Here is a 14,103-nt window from a genome sequence, read left to right on the forward strand (position 1 = left end):
CAGCAAATTAAGAATTATTAATTAAAAATAAAAAATTATATCAATAATTTTTCATTTTTAATTGTGCCATAGCACTAAAGTCATTATACCATAGAGTTAGAATTATTGTTATTTTATGATATAATAACCATAAACATCTAACGGAGGACAAGTTTATGGTAGAAATATTAAAATTAACAGCAAGTTTTATAAATGATTTACATGACAAAGTATTAGATATTGTAAACATTGCAGGTTATCAATTAAATGATAAACAACTTCATTTTATATTTATGGCTTTAATTGGTATTTTTATATTTGCTTTTACTCAACTTATATTTAAACAACTAGCTAAATATAGTATTACTGCAATTTCATTTATCTACACATTCACAGTAATGATAGTTATAGTCTTTGCAATAGAAATCCAACAAAAGCTAACAAATAGAGGTAATATGGAATTTGCTGATATTGTCTATGGACTATACGGTTTTATTTATATATTCTTAATTTATCTTCTAATTAAACTAATTATATTAGCTATAAAAAATCTTTATAAAAAATACTCAAAACAAGCTAAAAAATCAAAATAATGGGCTGTTACAAACAGCCCATTAATGTATAATACATTATTCATTTTCAATTGTGCGATATCACTTAAACCATTCCACCATCTACTTTTATAATTTGCCCAGTTAAATATTCACACTTATCACTGCATAAAAAAGTTACCATTTTAGCTACTTCCATAGGACTTCCGAATCTGCCAAATGGAATTTCTTCCTCTAATTCTTCTCTTTCTTCCTTTGATAGAAATGAATTCATTTCTGTATCAATCACACCTGGTGCTATAGCATTTACTCTTATCCCCATCGGTGCTACTTCTTTAGCAAGTGATTTTGTAAATAAATTAATAGCTCCCTTAGTACTAGAATATAAGACTTCACATGACGCTCCAGCCTCACCCCATATAGATGAAATATTTATTATATTACCTTTTCCTCTATTAATCATATGCGGAATTGCTTCTTTGCTTAAGTACATAGCTCCTAATACATTTATTTCAAAGATATCATTTATGTTATTTTCTGAAAAATCCATAAATAATCCTCTAAAAGATACTGCAGCATTATTTATTAATATATCTATTTTGCCAAATGTATCTATTATATAATCTATCATACCTTTGCATATATCATAATTTGATATATCACCTTTATACAATTTACAATATCCACCTATATCTTGAACTTCCTTAAGTGTTTCTTCAGCAGATAAATCATCCTTAGAATAATTTATAATTACTGTAGCTCCTTCTTTTGCTAATTCTATAGCTATAGCCTTTCCAATTCCTCTTGAGGCTCCTGTTACTAATGCTATTTTACCTTGTAAGTTTTCCATTTTTAACTCCTTAATTTAAATTATAACCATTCCTTAAGTACTCTTTTAATATTTCCATAAAAGATCTTATCAATTTCTGAATTAGTAAATCCTTCTTTTAATAATGCATCTCTTAACTTACCAATTTCACCTATATTCTCAACTTCAACTTCATTTCCTATTCCATCAAAATCTGTACCAAGTGCTAGTACATCTATACCACCAACGTTCTTTATATGTTTTACATGAGATATCATTGAATTAATTGAAGGTACCTTCTCATTTCCTAAGAAAGGCGCACAGAAATTCAATCCCATAACTCCCCCCTTATTTGCAAGTTTAACTATCATTTCATCAGTTAAATTTCTTGAATGATCTGTAATTAATCTAGCATTTGAATGGGTTGCAATAAAAGGCTTTTTACATATATCGACCAAATCATAAAACCCTCCATCTGATAAATGAGAACAATCTGGTATAATTCCCACTCTCTCCATTTCTTCAACTATTTCTTTTCCCTTTTCTGTTAATCCATAATCTTTATATTTAAATCCAGCATTAGGATATCCAATACTATTCTTAAAATTCCATGTTAGAGTAATAAATCTAATTCCCATATCATAAATTTCTTTTACTCTTTCTATCTTTCCTTCTAAAACCTCTCCCTCTTCTATAGATAGAAATGCTCCAATCTTACCTTTATTATTTACTTCTTCTAATTCTAATAAATTTGTAACTAACTCTATATCATTTTTATTTTCTTCTAATTCTTTCATGAAATTACTATACATTTTCTTAAATTCAGTATAAGGATTATCTACAATATTTAACTCTATAAAGTGAGCAAAAACTTGAGCTTTTGCATTAGCTTTTTTTAGTTTTTTAATATCTACCTTACATTCACTTTCCTTTAATTTGAAATTTTCATATAGTAATCTACTTGCAGTATCACAGTGTAAATCAATTGAATACATATTATTCCCTCCTTAATCTTTCTTCCTTCTTTTCTTCTATCATTCTTATTCTTTCATCTCTTGCCCATAGCAAATAATCCTCTAAACTATTAGGTCCTGTAATAACTTTTCTTCTAACCCATAAAACTCCTGATTCTTGAGATTCTATATTCCACTTAACTAAAGCTATCTTTCCCTTTTCAACCTCTATTGTTGTAATTGCATAAGGTAATATACAACATCCATCATTAAAATAAGGTGGCTCTTTACATTCTGGCATACGACTATTATGAGTGTGTCCACAAAGTATCATTTTACAGCTATCTTTTGACCATTTTTCAAGCTTCCTATCAACTTTACTACCTTTTTTATTATTTTTAGCAGGACTGGTTGGATCATTAAAGCCAGCTAGTCCATTTAAAAATTTCCATACATATCTTACAAGGAATCTAGATAATAACCAATAAGTTGAATTCATTGGATCTGCTTGATGACCATGAGTTACTAAAAACTTTTCATTAACTGGAATATATTTAAAATTTATTCCTTCAAAAAACTCTATATCCTTTATAAATTTTAAAAAGTTTTTCCCATAATTTTTACCTACTTTTTTAAGAGCTCTGTATTGAGTATTATAAAAGCTTTCCCTATTCTTTATTATATCATGATTACCATAAATAAGATAAATTCTATTTTCTTCTTTAAATTTATTTAATAATTTGAAAATGTCATTATAAATATACGAAATATCATTACAATTTCTATTTTTCCATAGTTCATCTCCATCTCCAACTTCTACATAAGTAAAGCCTTTTCTATAATAATAAGATAATGCAGTTTTATATATATTTTTATTAGGCAAAAGAGAATCGTAATATGTTCCATCACCTCTATGGACATCAGAAATAAAAACAAAATTATCATCATCTCCAAATTTAACTTCCTTTGAATTTTCATATAAATGATTTAACCTTTTCATTTAACTACCTTTTAAAAATTAATTATATATATTATATGGTTTATATAACTTTTTTGCTAAAAACATCCTACTTAAATAATCATAACTTATATATAAATTTAATTCTTTTAGTACAAACTACATATAAAGTTTAAACGAAAGGGGAAAGAAATTTGTGAAGTTGAAATTTATTAATATAATCTTAATTACCTTGCTTATTTTTAATATAATTCCTATATCCATTTGCTTAGCATTAGAAGATGAATCTAATTCTTCTAAAGTAGATTATTCCTCTGATGAAGTAAAAAAAGAATTTAAGGATTTATTAGAAAACTTATTTGCACAAAGAAACGCTGCCATAGTTTCAGCTGACACTGAACTCCTTAAGGGATTTTATGATTTAGACATTAAAGTTAGCTTATGGGCCTATGAAAGCGAAGCTAAAAAAACTCAGTATTTAATTAATTGGTCAGAAAAGCAAGCTGTTAAATTTAAAGATATAAAGTCTATAGTAAGAATTAGAAAAGTTGCTGAAAAAGAACCTAACCTTTATGGTGTTATTTGTGATGTAGCAACCGATTTTAATTATTATTACATAGATAGTCCTGAAACTATTAATCATTTTAGACTTGGAACTAATCATTATTTAAATTTAAAAAAGCAAGAAGATAAATATATTATAACTAAGGAATGGTACACCGATCCCTTTGCAGATTCTTTAGAGTTAAAGAATTTAAAATCTGAAGAAATAAAAGAATATATATTAAACCAAAACTCTCCAGAATATACTCCTAGTGAAAAAATACAAAATGCAATAGATTACGCACATAAATACTGTGGAGTTTCTGAAGATGAAGAATTTACATTTAAATATAATTCTAATTATAAAGATCATAACCCTGATGGTGGCGATTGTGCAAATTTTGCTTCTCAAATCTTATTTGAAGGAGGAGAATTCAAGAAAAATTCTGCATGGAACTATGCAGGTAAAGCAGGTACAAAAGCTTGGTTAAATGCTCAAGGCTTTAAAAATTATATGGTTAACAGTGGTAGAGCTTCCTATATTGCTAAAGGATCCTATGAACAAATTTATAAAGCTGCTTTTAATATGAGACCAGGTGATTTCGTAGCATATGAAAAGAAAGGAAGAATAACTCATGTATCTACAGTAACAGGATTTGATTCTAAAGGATATCCTCTTGTAACTTGTCATAATACTAATAGGCTTTTAGTTCCTTATGACTTAGGTTGGAGTAACGATAATATCAAATTTCACCTTATACATGTTCATTATTAATTATTAATTGTTAATAATGCATAATTATTGAGTAAGTTGAAACAAATTACTTAAAAATATTAAATTAAGGGGCTGTATACGACAGCCCCTTAATTTACAATCATTCTATTTTAAAAATAACAAATTATCTTCAGGCAATCTTAAATATAGAGTTTCTTTATTTTTTCTATTATCCCACTCTTCTTTTTTTACCTTATATAAAATTATATTGTTATCACTTTTTATATTTGAATTTTTATTTTCAAACATTATGTTATATTCAAATACATCTTCTACTATCTTATTTATTTTACATTCTATAATATTTTTATTATTATTTTCGTGGATATTATCAATAATTTCAAAACTATGTGCTCTAATTCCTACATAATTTATATTATCCATCAATGCCTTCTCTACTTCCAAAGTAATATCCCAATCTAAAGCATAAACCTTATTATCAGCTATTACTTCACACCCTGAAATGTTTTTACATCCCGTAAGAATTGCTACTTCTTTAATTTTAGGATCTTCAAAAATATCTTTAGTATTACCAATTAAAATAGAACTTCCCTTTTCAACTACAACTATATTTTTACAAAATTTATAAACTTCATCTCTACTATGGGTAACCATCAGTACTTCACCTTCATACAATCTCAGAAGCTCTAAAAGTTCTGTTTGAAGTTTTTCCTTTAAATATGAATCTAATGCAGAAAAAGGCTCATCAAGCATTAATATATCTGGTTTATAAATTATACATCTAGATAGAGCAACTCTTTGTTGTTGTCCACCAGAAAGCTGATTTGGATACTTTTTTTCAAGTCCCTGTAAACGAAATAAATTAATCATTTCCTTTACTTTCTTTTCTTTTTTACTTTTAGATCCAACAAAACCTATTCCTATATTTTCTTCTACCGTCATATTAGGAAATAAAGCATAGTTTTGAAATAGATATCCAACATTTCTTTCTTGAGGCTTCAAATTAATTTTATTCTTAGAATCAAATAACACTTTTCCATTTAACACTATAATACCTTCATCAGGTGTTTCAACTCCTGCAATACATTTAAGTGTCATACTTTTTCCACTTCCAGAGGCTCCTAAAATTCCAAGATAATCACCATTTGTTTCAAAAGAAACATTAATAGAGAATCCTTTTAACTTCTTTTTTATATCTACAAATAAACCCATTAGCTTCTTCCTTATTTTAAATATTTTCTTTCTTTTATGGTAAAATAATTTGTTAAAACAACAACTACAAATGAAATCACAGTAACAATTAATACATAGTTTAAAGCTGTATCCATATTCCCTGCTGATACTTCAGAATAAATTGCTAATGGCAATGTTCTTGTTTTATTAGCAATATTTCCCGCTATCATGGCTGTAGCTCCAAACTCACCTAATCCTCTTGCAAAGGCTAAGATACCTCCTGAAGTAACTCCAGGTAGTGCCATTGGCATAATTACACGCCAAAAAATCTTTCTTTCTGACATACCTAAAGTTCTTGCAGCCATAATTAAATTTTGATCCACTTGTTCAAAAGCTCCTCTTGCTGAACGATACATAAGTGGAAATGATATTACTATAGAAGCTATTACTGTTGCTGACCAAGAAAAAACTATCTTAACTCCCAGAAAATCTAATAGCATCTTACCTATAGGCCTATTAATTCCAAAAACAATTAATAAGAAAAAACCCATTACTGTTGGTGGTAAAACTAATGGTAATGTTAAAATTCCATCTAAAATAATTTTTACTTTTTCATATTTTATATTCACTATAAACCTTGCTATAAAAAGACCTAATAAAAACGTAATAATCATTGATACAGTTGCAGTTTTCAAGGAAATTATTATCGGTGATACATCCATTACATTCTCCTATTTATTTGCTGAAAATCCATAAGACTCAAATACCTTCAATGCTTCCTCAGTTTGTAGGAAATCATTAAAACTCTTAGCTGCTTCTTTATTTTGGCTATTCTTTATTATTCCTATTGGATATATTACTTTAGAAACACTTCCTTCAGGAGCTTCTGCCACCACTTCAACTTTATCATTTGAAGTAGCATCTGTTGAGTAAACAACACCACTATCAGCACTAGCTTCAGCAACCCAATTTAAAACCTCTGTAACATTAGTTCCTAAACTTGCTTTTGAAGATACTTCATTCCAAATATTAAGATTTTCAAATAATTCTTGAGCATATTGTCCAGCAGGTACACTTGCTGGATCTCCTATAGCAATTTTATCAGATTTTAATATGTCTTCAAAGTTTTTTATTCCATTATCGCTTCCCTTTGGAACAATAAGTACTATTTTATTTTCAAGAAGCTCAACTATAGATCCATCTTCAATTAGTCCTTCTTCGTTCAATTCGTTCATCTGCTTTTTTGCTGCAGACATAAATACATCTATATCTGCGCCTTCTTCAATTTGACTTTGTAATTTCCCTGAACTATCATAAGTTGCTTGTACTTTGATATTAGGATACTTCTCATTGAACATAGGGATTAATTTATCATCCATACAATTTTTTAAACTTGCCGCTGCAGCAAGAGTAATGGTTACTTCTTCTTCATTATTATTTGTATTGTCTGAAGATTGATTATTATTAGTGCATCCACTTAAACTGAATGCTAATAATCCCATGCTTAAAATTAAACTAATTTTCTTTTTCATTTTTTATTCTCCTACCTATAAAATAATTATTAATTTTAATATCCATTAATTTTAATAAAACTAAATAAAACATAATAAAACAGAACTAAAATGAACAACATTGATTATAATGTAAAAATTACCCAGTGTCAATAAACTTTTATCCTATGTCTACCATCTAAAACACTCCGAGCTAATTTAAGTGATAGATAATGGCTAACATTCTCCCCAATAAGTTCTTGGAAAACTAAGATGTTGATATTTATTGCTCATGTAAGCTCCATCTCATTCTAAAAATTATTTTATTTATATAGTTATTCCCATCCAGATTTAAATATATAAATTTGATAGATCATTTTATTTATTATATATTTTTATTTGTTATATTTTAATTATTATGTTAAATTATTTTTATAATAAAAAAGTATTAAAATATGATATCTAGGTTCCGTCGCTTCGCTCCAAGTCACTTTGCTATGATATTTTAATACTTCAAAACTGAAGGATGGAAATTATAAAACGTTATTCACTGGGTAACATTTTTATAATTTCCTAAAGAATAAAAAATGAAAAAGGTGAGTAAAATGATCGAAGATATATTATATACACCAGATGAGATTGCTCAAAAATTAAAAATAACTAAGAATACTGTATATGAAATGATAAAACGTGGAGATTTAGATGCTCATCGTATGGGAAAGCATATCCGTATATCTAAATCTCAATTTGAAATTTATCTTTTAAAAGCAAAAGGATACGAGAATAGTTATGAAGCTGATTTAATTTTTAAAGATGAGGAAGTATTTGCAAAAATAAATTCAGTAAAAATACATGTAAATACTGAATTAGAAGGCAGAGTTAAAGTTTCTATTAAACCAGAGGATATTATATTAAGTAAAGATTCCTTCATAAGTAGTGCAAGAAATGTCCATAAAGGAATTGTTTCTAATATTATCTTAGATGGTACTAGTGCTAAGGTAATCCTAAATATCGGTATACCTATAGTAGCTTTAATAACTAAAAAATCCTTAAACGAGTTATCTATTGAAAAGGGAACTGAGCTTTATACTATTTTTAAAACTATGTCTGTAAAAGTATATAGATAATTAAAAATTAAGAATGCCGAATTGATGATTTTATTTGTTCCAAATTAATAAAATTTAAATTAAAAAGCTCCTTACGGAGCTTTTTAATTAATTTTTCATCTTACATTTTTAATTTTTCATTTCCTTATATTTATCTAATGAATCTGCCACTATATTCATAAACTTTTTTTGATAATTTTCATCGCATAACATCTTATCTTCACAGTAATTACTCATAAATCCCATTTCTAATATTAAAACTGGTACTGTTGACCAATTAAATCCTGTAATATCATTTCTTTCAAAAACTCCATTTACTTTTATACCTTTATTTTTTAAATCTTCCTTTAATATAGTTGCAAACTTATTACTTTCTTCATAAATAGCCTTAGTATTACTTTCCTTACTAGATGGAACTAATATAGTAGCTCCTGTTTTGTTTCCATCCTTTAAACTATCACAATGGATTCTAATAGTCATATCTGCCTTTGAATTATTTGCAATTTCAGCCCTTTCGGCATTACTTATATTAACATCATGACTTTCTCTAGTCATGATCACATTATATCCTTTATTAGATAAAATATCTTTCAATATAAGTGAAGCTTCCAAATTCACTACATATTCAGGTTTTTTTGTTCCTACTCCCTCTGTTCCTTGAGATACCCTAGGTTTTTTATTTCCTGAACCAGGAGAAACAGATTCTAATTTACTATTACCTTTCTTTTGATGCCCTGGATCAATACATATAGTAAATTGCTTTTGACTTTCTATTACACTATAAGCAAAAGGTAATTTGACATTAAAATTTATAAATACTATTGTTAATAAAAATAAACTTATTTTTCTAAACTTTTTCATTTCAACCTCCAAAGCTATAATAATTTAATATTATAGTCTCCAAGGCTTGTTCAAATTATTCCTTAGCCTTTATTAATTTAGCAATAAAAAATCCTTCCATATGTTTATTAGGTATTATTCTAATAGCGTTTTTTAAGTCATCATTATAAATTTTATCATCATATTTAACTCTTCCTCTAATAATATTGGATAAATTTATATTAATTTTCTCTAACCTCAAATCTTTATATTTTTCTAAGATATAATGAATTACTTCTTCATTCTCAAAAGTATTTAAAGTGCATGTTGAATATACCATAGTTCCACCGGGTTTTAGTGCATTATAGGCACTATCTATTAATTTTTTTTGAAGCTTAGGATAATATTCTAGTCTTCTCTTATTCCATCCATTAAATCGTTTATTAAAATTTATTTGAATAATTCCTTCTCCTGAGCATGGAGCATCTAAAAGTATTCTATCAAAATATCTATTTAAACGTTTTCCTATTAAAGATCCATCAGATCCAAATGCTATAATTGAACTAGCCCCTTGCTTTTCTATATTATAATTTAATCTTTCTCTTCTTATTTCATTAACATCATTAGCTAAAATTGTTGCTTTATTATTAGTTAAATCAGCCATATAAAGGCTTTTCCCTCCTGGAGCTGCACACATATCTAATATAACTAAATCTTCTTTTAAGTCTAAAAATAAAGGTGGAAACATAGAAGATATATTTTGCAAATAAATTTTTCCATATTTATATACCTCTAATTTTCTTAATGTACTCCCCTTTTTATCTCTAACTATAAAGGCATTTTTCAATACCGGATGGTTTACTGCCTTAATTTTACTTTTCATAAGCTCTTCCATTACTTCCTTTGTACTTCCCTTTAAAGTATTAATTCTAAAGCTAGTACTTCTTCCCTTATAAAAACTTTTATAAATTGAATCTAATTGCCCTGTTGTATATATTTTTTCTAAAATTTCTATAAGATCCTCTGGTAAATAATTTTTAACTTCCTTTATTGACACTACATCACCCCCATTTACTATTATATTATTTTTTCCCCTATAAATGTAAAAAGTTACTTTATCATTATATTAAAAATGATAAAGTAACTTTAAATTCGCCTAAATATTAATTGTAACTTCTACAGGACAGTGATCTGAGCCTAGAATTTCTGTATGAATTTTAGCATCTTCTAACTTATCCTTTAAAGAATTTGATACTAAGAAATAATCAATTCTCCATCCTGCATTCTTTTCTCTTGCTTTAAATCTATATGACCACCAAGAATAAGCTCCTGTTACATCTGGATAAAAATATCTAAATGTATCTATAAATCCTGAATTTAATAATTCTGTAAATTTACCTCTTTCTTCTTCTGTAAAGCCTGCATTTCTTAAATTAGTTTTCGGATTTTTTAAATCTATTTCTTTATGTGCAACATTTAAATCTCCACAAACTACTACTGGTTTTATCTTATCTAGCTCCAATAAGTATTCTCTAAAAGCATCTTCCCAAACCATTCTATAATCTAATCTAGCAAGTTCATTTTTAGAATTAGGTGTATAAACTGTTACCATATAAAAATTATCAAACTCTAACGTAATAACTCTTCCTTCTTTATCATGTTCCTCTATGCCAATACCATAAGAAACATTTAAAGGTTCTTCTTTAGTAAATATTGCTGTACCTGAATAACCTTTTTTTTCAGCATAGTTCCAATATTGATGATAACCTTCTAAGTTTAAATCTATTTGACCTGCTTGAAGCTTGCTTTCTTGAATACAAAATATATCTGCATCCATTTTATTAAAATAATCTAAAAAGCCTTTTGTAACACAAGCTCTTATTCCATTAACATTCCATGATATTAACTTCATTACATTTCTCCTTTATAGTAAAAATATTTTATATATATTATAACAGTTTTACCAGGTAAAACATAATAAATTTATATGCTATTTATATAAAGGGTGTTTTTCACATAAAGTTTTTACTCTAGCTTTTAAGCTATCTATATTAGGATTTTCTACAGAAAGAGTATCATTTATAATAGAAGCTATTTCCTTCATATCATCTTTATTAAATCCTCTAGTTGTAATAGCAGCTGTTCCAATTCTGATTCCTGATGTTATAAATGGACTCTTTGTTTCATTAGGAACTGTATTCTTATTTACTGTAATACCTATTGAATCTAATAGAATTTCTGCATCCTTCCCAGTAACATCTTTATTATTTAAATCTACTAAAATCAAATGGTTATCTGTACCACCAGAAACAATTTTAAATCCATATTTGTTTAATTCATTAGATAATACGCTACAGTTAACCACTACATTATTTATATATTCCTTGAAAGATGGATCTAATGCTTCTTTAAAACATACTGCTTTCGCTGCTATAGTATGTATTAGAGGTCCTCCTTGTATTCCTGGAAAAATAGTCTTATCAAGTTGCTTTGCATATTTCTCTTTGCAAAGTATCATACCTCCCCTTGGTCCTCTTAAGGTTTTATGAGTAGTTGATGTAACAAAATCTGCATATGGAACTGGTGATGGATGTGCTCCTGTTGCAACTAATCCTGCTATATGAGCCATATCAACCATAAGATAAGCTCCAACCTCATCGCAAATATCTCTAAAGGCTTTAAAGTCAATTACTCTTGAATATGCACTAGCGCCTGCTACAATTAACTTAGGTTTATGTTTTAATGCAATTTGTCTAACTTCATCATAATCAATTGTTTCTGTTTCTTTATTTACTCCATAAGAAACAAAATTATAAAGCTTACCAGAAAAATTAACTGGTGAACCATGAGTTAAGTGACCTCCATGACTTAAATCCATTCCTAATACAGTATCACCATATTCAAGTATTGATAAATATACAGCCATATTGGCTTGTGATCCAGAGTGAGGCTGAACATTTGCATGCTCTGCTCCAAAAAGTTCTTTTGCTCTTTCTCTAGCTATATCTTCAATTTCATCTACTACGTGACATCCACCATAGTATCTTTTATTTGGATATCCCTCTGCATATTTATTAGTAAGATATGATCCCATTGCTTCCATAACAGCTTTAGAAGCAAAATTTTCAGATGCAATTAATTCAATTCCATCTTGCTGTCTTTTTAATTCCTTATTAATTAATTCGTTAATAACTTTATCTTCCTTTGAAAGATTTTCAAAATTCATTTTATCACCCCAATTTAATATTTAAAAATATACTTTTTAATAAATTATAAATTTAATTTCAATAATAATCAATTAAAATATGTAATTAATTATTATTTTTATTATTTTTTCCTTTTTATTATTAAATATAGAAAGTAGTGTATACTATACAATATTCAATATGTTATAATACCTTAAGAAATTTTAGATATAAGGAGTATATCTTATGGATTTAAATGAAATACTTCATGTAGCCACATTCGCTGGAAAAATTATGCTTGAGTCTGGTGGAGAAACTTATAGAGCTGAAGAAATCATATGGAGAATATGTAAAATTTACGGTATAGAAGAAGCAGAAAGTTTTGTAACTACTACTGGAATAATGGTTTCAATTTGCCATAACGGAAAAACTTACTCTCTTATTAGAAGAGTTTCAACTAGGACTATAGATTTAGATAAAGTAGATAAGGTTAATGATTTATCAAGAAATATAATTAATAGAGGATTGACAGTTTCAGAATTAAAAGAACAACTTAAAATAATTAATAATGGTGAAAGATATAATGATAAAACAGCTATAATAATTTCTGCTCTAGGTGCATTTTGCTTTGTTTTTCTTTTTGGTGGAAAAGTTCCTGAAGCAATAGCTGCATTTTTTATTGGACTTGTCATAAAGTCATTATCTATAAAATTTGCTGCCCTAGAAATAAATCAATTTTTTATTAATAGCATATGTGCAGGAATAACTGCAATAATGGCAATTATATTTTTAAAAATAAACCTTATAAATGATATTGATAAAACTATTATTGGATCTATAATGCTATTAGTTCCAGGTCTTGCTATTACTAATGCTATACGTGACACTATTTCTGGAGATTTATTAGCAGGATTAACTAGAGCCGTTGAAGCTTTTTTAGTGGCAATATCAATTGCTGTTGGAACAGGAGCAGTACTTAGCTTTTGGATTTCTACATTTGGAGGATTATAATGAGTAACACAACAATGATTACGCAATCAATTTTTGCTTTTTTTGCTACCCTTGGCTTTGGAATATTATTTAACATTAAGGGTCATAAGCTTTTCTATGCTGGATTAGGTGGCGGTATAAGTTGGTTTATTAGTTTATACTTTGAGAATCTAGGATTTGATACAACCTCTTCCTTTTTTATAGCCTCTATTATTTTTAGTATTTATTCGGAAATAATGGCTCGAGTTTTAAAAACGCCTGTTACCACTTTAATTATTTGTGCATTAATCCCTTTGGTTCCAGGTGGTGGGATGTATTATACTATGTATGAGGCAATCAACGGAAACATTATGGAATCTATTGAATTAGGTTTACATACCATGGCTAATGCTGGCTCCTTAGCCTTAGGAATAATTTTTGTATCTACTTTAACTAGACTTTTTATGTCAGCTAAAAAGAAAAGAGAAGTTCGTGAATTAGAAAAATTAGCCAAAAAAAAGCCGCATATTTCTTAACTATGCGGCTTTTTCTTGTCTATTATTCTTCTACTGATATTGCGCTTACTGGACAGCTATCGCAAGCTTCTCTTGTAGCATCTTCAAATTCTGCAGGAACATCTCCTTCTTTTGCAGTAGATACTCCTGTTTCTAATGTAAATATTTCCGGACAAATTCCTTCACATAATCCACAAGATATACATGTATTTTCATCAACAAATGCTTTCATAAACCCGCCTCCTTTATTTATATTAAACTCATTTTTCCATAAGTTAACATCTATTTATACCATCATTATAAATAATTATTGAAAAT

16 protein-coding genes are annotated in these 14,103 nt (G+C 27.8%); 5 read left to right on the forward strand and 11 right to left on the reverse strand.

Features of this window, described 5'->3' with window-relative positions:
* The first annotated feature begins 155 nt into the window (after window positions 1-155).
* Window positions 156-572: a hypothetical protein gene (locus tag ACQPUY_RS01325; RefSeq protein WP_430839084.1), complete on the forward strand. Its 417-nt coding sequence runs from the start codon at window positions 156-158 to the stop codon at window positions 570-572.
* A 64-nt stretch (window positions 573-636) separates the two neighbouring features.
* Here the strand turns inward: ACQPUY_RS01325 and ymfI are convergent, their stop codons facing one another.
* Genes ymfI through ACQPUY_RS01340 form a run of 3 tightly spaced genes read right to left on the reverse strand, consistent with a single transcriptional unit; the run spans window position 637 to window position 3,291 of the window.
* Window positions 637-1,380: an elongation factor P 5-aminopentanone reductase gene (gene ymfI / locus ACQPUY_RS01330; protein WP_430839085.1), complete on the reverse strand. Its 744-nt coding sequence runs from the start codon at window positions 1,378-1,380 to the stop codon at window positions 637-639.
* Between the two features lie 20 nt (window positions 1,381-1,400).
* Window positions 1,401-2,333 (reverse strand): dipeptidase, encoded by a 933-nt coding sequence (locus ACQPUY_RS01335; RefSeq protein WP_430839086.1) that lies wholly within the window; start codon window positions 2,331-2,333, stop codon window positions 1,401-1,403.
* Window position 2,334: 1 nt separating this feature from the next.
* Window positions 2,335-3,291, reverse strand: coding sequence for a metallophosphoesterase (locus tag ACQPUY_RS01340; RefSeq protein ID WP_430839087.1), 957 nt, complete (start codon window positions 3,289-3,291; stop codon window positions 2,335-2,337).
* A 154-nt stretch (window positions 3,292-3,445) separates the two neighbouring features.
* On the opposite strand from ACQPUY_RS01340, the gene ACQPUY_RS01345 reads away from it, so the two are divergent.
* The gene (locus ACQPUY_RS01345) at window positions 3,446-4,567 is read left to right on the forward strand and encodes an amidase domain-containing protein (protein ID WP_430839088.1); all 1,122 of its coding nucleotides are present in this window, start codon (window positions 3,446-3,448) and stop codon (window positions 4,565-4,567) included.
* A gap of 105 nt (window positions 4,568-4,672) precedes the next feature.
* Here the strand turns inward: ACQPUY_RS01345 and ACQPUY_RS01350 are convergent, their stop codons facing one another.
* From ACQPUY_RS01350 to modA, 3 genes are read right to left on the reverse strand one after another with little or no spacing between them, the layout of a single operon-like run.
* Window positions 4,673-5,740 carry a sulfate/molybdate ABC transporter ATP-binding protein gene (locus tag ACQPUY_RS01350; RefSeq protein WP_430839089.1) on the reverse strand — a complete coding sequence of 356 codons (1,068 nt, stop codon included), beginning with the start codon at window positions 5,738-5,740 and terminating at the stop codon, window positions 4,673-4,675.
* Window positions 5,741-5,751: 11 nt separating this feature from the next.
* Complete coding sequence (gene modB / locus ACQPUY_RS01355) at window positions 5,752-6,423, reverse strand: molybdate ABC transporter permease subunit (protein ID WP_430839090.1); 672 nt, start codon at window positions 6,421-6,423, stop codon at window positions 5,752-5,754.
* A 9-nt stretch (window positions 6,424-6,432) separates the two neighbouring features.
* Window positions 6,433-7,233 (reverse strand): molybdate ABC transporter substrate-binding protein, encoded by an 801-nt coding sequence (gene modA, locus ACQPUY_RS01360; protein WP_430839091.1) that lies wholly within the window; start codon window positions 7,231-7,233, stop codon window positions 6,433-6,435.
* A gap of 563 nt (window positions 7,234-7,796) precedes the next feature.
* On the opposite strand from modA, the gene ACQPUY_RS01365 reads away from it, so the two are divergent.
* Complete coding sequence (locus ACQPUY_RS01365) at window positions 7,797-8,318, forward strand: excisionase family DNA-binding protein (RefSeq protein ID WP_430839092.1); 522 nt, start codon at window positions 7,797-7,799, stop codon at window positions 8,316-8,318.
* A gap of 108 nt (window positions 8,319-8,426) precedes the next feature.
* Here the strand turns inward: ACQPUY_RS01365 and ACQPUY_RS01370 are convergent, their stop codons facing one another.
* The 4 genes from ACQPUY_RS01370 to glyA form a co-directional block, all read right to left on the reverse strand.
* The gene (locus tag ACQPUY_RS01370; protein WP_430839094.1) at window positions 8,427-9,158 is read right to left on the reverse strand and encodes an N-acetylmuramoyl-L-alanine amidase; all 732 of its coding nucleotides are present in this window, start codon (window positions 9,156-9,158) and stop codon (window positions 8,427-8,429) included.
* Between the two features lie 55 nt (window positions 9,159-9,213).
* A complete protein-coding gene (locus ACQPUY_RS01375) occupies window positions 9,214-10,173 on the reverse strand; it encodes an RsmB/NOP family class I SAM-dependent RNA methyltransferase (protein WP_430839095.1) in 960 nt (319 codons plus the stop codon).
* Between the two features lie 99 nt (window positions 10,174-10,272).
* Window positions 10,273-11,028 (reverse strand): exodeoxyribonuclease III, encoded by a 756-nt coding sequence (locus tag ACQPUY_RS01380; RefSeq protein ID WP_430839096.1) that lies wholly within the window; start codon window positions 11,026-11,028, stop codon window positions 10,273-10,275.
* A 78-nt stretch (window positions 11,029-11,106) separates the two neighbouring features.
* Window positions 11,107-12,342, reverse strand: coding sequence for a serine hydroxymethyltransferase (gene glyA, locus ACQPUY_RS01385; protein WP_430839097.1), 1,236 nt, complete (start codon window positions 12,340-12,342; stop codon window positions 11,107-11,109).
* A 205-nt stretch (window positions 12,343-12,547) separates the two neighbouring features.
* Here glyA and ACQPUY_RS01390 point away from each other — a divergent pair, with 205 nt between their 5' ends.
* Together ACQPUY_RS01390 and ACQPUY_RS01395 are read left to right on the forward strand one after the other, a co-directional pair.
* Window positions 12,548-13,312: a threonine/serine exporter family protein gene (locus ACQPUY_RS01390; protein ID WP_430839098.1), complete on the forward strand. Its 765-nt coding sequence runs from the start codon at window positions 12,548-12,550 to the stop codon at window positions 13,310-13,312.
* Between the two features lie 14 nt (window positions 13,313-13,326).
* A complete protein-coding gene (locus ACQPUY_RS01395) occupies window positions 13,327-13,806 on the forward strand; it encodes a threonine/serine exporter family protein (protein ID WP_430839520.1) in 480 nt (159 codons plus the stop codon).
* A 22-nt stretch (window positions 13,807-13,828) separates the two neighbouring features.
* Here ACQPUY_RS01395 and ACQPUY_RS01400 read toward each other — a convergent pair whose 3' ends face one another.
* The gene (locus tag ACQPUY_RS01400; protein WP_430839099.1) at window positions 13,829-14,017 is read right to left on the reverse strand and encodes a ferredoxin; all 189 of its coding nucleotides are present in this window, start codon (window positions 14,015-14,017) and stop codon (window positions 13,829-13,831) included.
* Between the last annotated feature and the right edge of the window lie 86 nt (window positions 14,018-14,103).

Source organism: Clostridium nigeriense (genome assembly GCF_050585245.1).
Taxonomy (GTDB): domain Bacteria; phylum Bacillota; class Clostridia; order Clostridiales; family Clostridiaceae; genus Clostridium; species Clostridium nigeriense_A.